Below are 5,213 nucleotides of genomic sequence, written 5' to 3'. Positions count from 1 at the left end.
CAAAACTTTATACAACTGTTGCGCTACCATAACGCTTTCGACGTCTCTGCTCCATTCGCCGCTTGTGTCGTTGAGGTGCGCGCGCGATTCGTTAAGGTCGTCGTTCCAGTCGCAGTCCTTCATATATGGAAGGTCGCGATCGCTTCTGTCCGTCCAAATGCGGTCAATCGCTTTTTGGATATGCTCCAAAATTGTGCCGTAAATCTCGCCCTCGCCTTCGTGAACTTCCGCATAAGCGGTTTTTTCGTCCAAAAATGCAAAATCGCCCGTTTCTTTAATGTATTTTATAATCGCCATCGGAAGCCAAATCGGGTCGTCGCTTGCTTGGCAGTTTCTGTTGCCGGGCTTATCCAAAAAGAAGTTGTGATAAGCAACGCCGTTAGAAAACATTTGGGTCGAAATATGTTTAAGCGACGGATTTACAGTGCTCGGGAAATACGGCAAATTGAAATTCACGTCTTGCAAAATGTCGCGGAAGCCCCATCCGTATTCGTAGCCCGTATGGAAACGCGATTTCATTCTGTTAAGAATATAAACAACGCGGCACTGGTATTGCAGCCATTTGAACGCGCGGTTTATTTTTGCGCTCGGAGTAGAAATAGTGAACTGCGACATTAAATCGCCCCACCATTTTTTGACTTCGCCGAGCATTTTTGCGCGTGTGTCGGCGCTTTGTATCATTTTTGTCATCTCTTTGAGATAGGTCTTTTTTTCCAAGTAGTAGTTTTTGGTGGAACTCGCGATTAACGCCACCGCAAATTCGGTTTTTTCGCCCGCTTTAAGCGTGATTTTATTGCGGAAAACACCGCAAGTTCTGCGCAAATAAGCCTGATTTGTGTTGGAAAGCGATTTTCCGTCGGCAACTCTCATTGGCTCTGCAAGCGAATGAAATCTGTCGCCCGTAAAGCGTTCTTCGTTGGTTTCGTATTCGGTGTTTGTAGTGTTTAGGGTCGAATAAAACGCCGCAACATTTCCGAGCATTCCCGCGATTTCGTCTTTGTTGTCGTCCACAGATGTTCCGTGATTTCTGCGGAAAACTATGGAATTCAGGTCTTTATCCCAGTTTGCGCCGCCGAAAAATCCGTCGTTATCGCCCGCGCACAAACGCACCATCGCGTCTCCCATGTGGATAGGAACGAACGGATAAATGTCCAATTCTTTTGTTTCGCCCGTGGTGTTTTCGATGACAATGTTTTGTATCCATCCGTCAAATTCTTTTGGGACGAACATTGTTTGCTCGGTTTTAATCCCCTTGTAAGCGGAGTCGAATTTGATGTATCCAAAGCCCAAAGTTGTCTTAAATTCTTGTCCTTCGCGTTTAACGGGCTGCCAAGTCGTGGTAAAATAATCGCGGGTTTTCGCATCGACAATGTAGCAATAGCGACCTCTGTTGTCGGCGTCGTTGAGGTGAAGTTGCGTGTCCACGAACGTATTTTCGTGAGTTCCGCGAACATCAAAACCTCCGCCCGTATAACTCACTCCCGAACAAAACGTCTGCGTTCCGGGCTGGTCGGGTCTAATCAAATAATGTAACCACGGCTCCGGTGTGCGCGGGTTAAAAATCTCAAACTCGTCCTTTTCATTGAACTTTCCGTATTCTGCCATAGAAATCACTCCTTAATTGTTTAATGATTATTGATAACTTTCGCCGATAAATATACTATTTTGCACAAGCGATGTGGCGGTTTATTAACACAAACCGTCCAACTCACAAAAAACACTCTCCAAATCCTTGAATTTAAAATCCGCCCACTTATCCAAATGCGTTTCCATATCGTTCACGATTGCAATGTCGCCGCCGCTTCGCAAAGCGATTTCGGGAATTGCCGCCGCGGGATAAACGTTGAGAGAAGTTCCCAAAACAAGCATAAAATCGCATTTTTGGGCGTGTTTTTGAGCAATTTTTATGTCTTCGGGCATTGCTTCGCCGAAAAATGTAATGCTTGGTTTTAGAATTCCGCCGCATTTTTCGCATTTCGGCAATTCGTTTTTGTTTAGTAATTCTATAACGGTTTCGTTGTTTTCCTTGGAAATATCGCCGCATTTTATGCAATAATAAGATTTAGGCGAACCGTGGACTTCTATAACGTTTTCGCTTCCCGCTTTTTGATGAAGCAAATCGACATTTTGAGTAATAACGGCTTTTATGTGTCCCGATTTTTCCAGCTTTGCAAGGACGTTATGGACAACGGACGGTTCGCAATTCTGGAAGTTGTCGATGAATTTCTTCATAAAGCCGTAAAAAATCCAAGGGTCTTTGTGAAACCATTCCAAATCGAAGATTTTGTCGGCGTCGGTATCTTTGTATAAGCCGTTTTTGCCGCGGAAATCTCTGATACCCGAAAGCGTGCTTATTCCTGCGCCTGTGAATGCTACGCAATGTTTAGCGTTTGTGATTTTTTCGTATAGTTCTTTGGTTTTGTTCATTTTTTGCTCCTTATTTTGTCGGAGCATAAAATACTATTTGCTTTGTGGCAAGGTGTACTTTGAGTGATTTTTTTGCGGATTTCTATTGTATCTTATTTTTTTTAGTAAAATTATAGATAATATATTAGTTAACCACTGATTAAATCGCTGATTAAATCAGTGATTAGTTTTTGCCGCAAACGCCATATATAAGACGAAAATCGGAGATTGGACGGTATTTTGTGTTTTAAGAAGTGCAATAACCCCACAAAAACTAAAGCCCCTCGAAAATTCTGCCGATAAGAATAATAAACAGAAACAAAGGAGGGTAAAATGAAAACGATAACATTAAACCTTACCAATGGGCAAGAAACACGGGAGTATTCCTTGGCGGATTATTTCCAACTAAAACAAACAAAAAGAGAGCAGGAAAAATCTGCTCACACCCTTTGCGAAACTAAAAAACAGCGCAACGATTACGCAAGGGCTATGCGAATTGCGACAATAATAAAACGCGGCGGAGATGTTGCGCCCGCCGACAGAAAATTTCTTATGATATTCGACGCCTTTTTGTATGTTTCGGCAAAAATGGCGGCGGTTTCGGAGCCTGTTTTTGTGGAAGCTCAGTCCGCTTAATTACTCCGCCGAGTAATATTTTGGATTGTAAGTAGCAACCCAATCGTCGCCGGCGATTGTTAATACGTCGATGTAGCCTTTGTCGTCCAATTGAGAATAGCAATCGCTGTGCACGGCAACCTGCTCGCCTTTTTTGTCTTTGATTAAAGCCTGCGTTTTCATTTTTGCGCTCCTTAAATAAGGTTAAATTTATATTACATAAGTCAAAAATACTATTTAGTTTAGAGAAAAAGAAGAGTTTTTTGTTTTTTAATAATTTTTAATTTTTTGCTTTTATATTTTTGATGATTTACGAAAAAAAAACTCAAATTGCACTTAAAAGTTCCGATATATAATAATAGGGCATAACCAAAACATAAGGAGGGTAAAATGAGAGCGGAATACACATTGAACCTTACCGGCGGGCGATTTGCGGCAAATCGTTTATATGTTAACAGGATAGACGATATGCAAGAAAAAAAAGAGCAGAAAAGTTTTGCCGAAATGTTTCGCAGGAAGAAAAAAGAGCAGGAAGATTTTGCAAAAACGCAAAAAGTGAATTTTTTGGTGAAGGCAAAAAAAATCATCTGAATTTGGAGAAAAGTATGAGAGTGCTGAATAATACAACAGGGGTTAATTTCAGGAATTTTCAAATATCGCCTAACGAAACACGGTTTGGCGAATCTCGCGCCGCAAAAGAAAAAAGACTGCAAGACGAATACATAAAATCGCCGAGAGAAGCGGAACCTCCGCAAGAAACAGGCAATAGCGAAATGGACGCCGACGCAAAAGCGCTTATTATTGCAATGCGCATAATGCGAGGCGACAACGTGCCGAAGAAAGACGAAGATTTTCTTTTTGAGCATAATCCCGAACTATATATGAAAGCAATAAAAATAAGGGCAATGACGGAAAACCAAAATCCCAAAGATTACGACAGTTTGTTTGAAGACGAGGAGGATAACGTATTGGATGTCGGCGGAAATTTTGCACAAAATTTCGATATTCCCACGCCGCCTGTCGATAATTCTCCCACAGTAAGCGCGGATTAACGTATTTTCTCCTGAAAAGCAAAACAAAAAAATTTACCTGTTTTTATTTAGCGGCAAATATTATATTATATAACAACAGCATTAAAAAACAAGGAGAAAATGTGAGCGCAAAGGCAAACAGGGAATACAAAGACAGCGTTTTTACAAGTTTGTTCGGTGAAAAAGATACACTTTTGGAGTTGTACAACGCAATACAAAACACAAACTACGGCAAAGACACCGATATAAAAATAACAACTTTGGAAAACGTGCTGTATAAAGGGCAGGCAAACGATATTTCGTTCGTAATAGACGGAAAAATTGTGGTTTTAATAGAGCACCAATCGACTATAAACGAAAATATGCCCTTGAGAATGTTGTCTTACATAGAAAGCGTTTACAAGAAAATAGTAAAGAAAAAGGATATGTATAAAAAACTGAAAATCAAGATACCGTATCCTGAATTTATTGTTTTGTATAACGGAAAAGACAAATATCCGTCGAAGAAAACGCTGAAATTGTCGGATATGTTTAAGAAAAACGAAGACGGCAAATGCCCGATAAATCTTGAGTTGCTTGTGCAGGTTTACAACATAAATCAGGGGTATAATCCCGTATTTGCACAAAAAAGCGATGCGTTAGACGGTTATGAAATGCTTGTTGCGCGAGTTCGTTATTATTTGTTAAAAAAGAAAAAAACGCTGAAAGAGGCGATAGATCTTGCTATAAAGGACTGTATAAACGAGGGTAAAATAGCAGAGTTTTTAGAAAGTCATTCAACGGAGGTAAAAGATATGTTGTTAAGAGAATGGAAATTAGAAGACGAATTGGATGGGCAATTGTCGGACGGCATAGAAATTGGAATGCAACGAGGAATGCGACAAGGAATGCGACAAAGAGATGAAGCAATAGCCATAAATATGCTAAAAAAAGGCATGTCTGTCGATGAAATTTCGGAACTGACAGGTCTCTTCATCGACGACATCCTGCGTTTGGAATACTAAACACAAAAGAAAGGTTGCTCTATGGTTGCAGAAACAACAATTCTCTCACCCGCAATATCACCCTTGATTAACTTCAACGCCATTTTCCACGCCCCAACAACCGCGAACACATTCGCGAAATCACCTATGTTTAACCCCCCACCCCCCCCCCCAATTT

Annotated in this window: 7 protein-coding genes; 4 read left to right on the top strand and 3 right to left on the bottom strand. The window is 40.8% G+C overall.

Annotated elements, in window-relative coordinates:
* A partial coding sequence (locus FWE23_11255) for a hypothetical protein (protein MCL2846003.1) occupies positions 1 to 1,605 on the bottom strand: 1,605 nt, incomplete at its 3' end.
* An 84-nt stretch (positions 1,606 to 1,689) separates the two neighbouring features.
* Positions 1,690 to 2,427, bottom strand: a complete 738-nt coding sequence (locus tag FWE23_11250) for an NAD-dependent protein deacylase (protein MCL2846002.1) — start codon at positions 2,425 to 2,427, stop codon at positions 1,690 to 1,692.
* 312 nt (positions 2,428 to 2,739) lie between these two features.
* On the opposite strand from FWE23_11250, the gene FWE23_11245 reads away from it, so the two are divergent.
* Positions 2,740 to 3,042 (top strand): hypothetical protein, encoded by a 303-nt coding sequence (locus FWE23_11245; GenBank protein ID MCL2846001.1) that lies wholly within the window; start codon positions 2,740 to 2,742, stop codon positions 3,040 to 3,042.
* On the opposite strand, the gene FWE23_11240 is transcribed toward FWE23_11245, so the two are convergent.
* On the bottom strand, positions 3,043 to 3,204 hold the full coding sequence (locus tag FWE23_11240; protein ID MCL2846000.1) for a hypothetical protein: 162 nt from the start codon (positions 3,202 to 3,204) through the stop codon (positions 3,043 to 3,045).
* A 207-nt stretch (positions 3,205 to 3,411) separates the two neighbouring features.
* Here FWE23_11240 and FWE23_11235 point away from each other — a divergent pair, with 207 nt between their 5' ends.
* The 3 genes from FWE23_11235 to FWE23_11225 all read left to right on the top strand — a co-directional run bounded on the left by FWE23_11235 (position 3,412) and on the right by FWE23_11225 (position 5,056).
* The gene (locus FWE23_11235) at positions 3,412 to 3,612 is read left to right on the top strand and encodes a hypothetical protein (protein MCL2845999.1); all 201 of its coding nucleotides are present in this window, start codon (positions 3,412 to 3,414) and stop codon (positions 3,610 to 3,612) included.
* A gap of 14 nt (positions 3,613 to 3,626) precedes the next feature.
* Positions 3,627 to 4,073, top strand: a complete 447-nt coding sequence (locus FWE23_11230) for a hypothetical protein (GenBank protein ID MCL2845998.1) — start codon at positions 3,627 to 3,629, stop codon at positions 4,071 to 4,073.
* Positions 4,074 to 4,174: 101 nt separating this feature from the next.
* Positions 4,175 to 5,056, top strand: coding sequence for an Rpn family recombination-promoting nuclease/putative transposase (locus tag FWE23_11225; protein MCL2845997.1), 882 nt, complete (start codon positions 4,175 to 4,177; stop codon positions 5,054 to 5,056).
* Positions 5,057 to 5,213 lie beyond the last annotated feature (157 nt).

The sequence above is a fragment of the Chitinivibrionia bacterium genome (assembly GCA_009779925.1).
In the GTDB taxonomy this organism is placed as follows: domain Bacteria; phylum Fibrobacterota; class Chitinivibrionia; order Chitinivibrionales; family Chitinivibrionaceae; genus WRFX01.
Note: the sequence above shows the minus strand (reverse complement) of the source record. Positions and strands in the feature narration are given on the sequence as shown.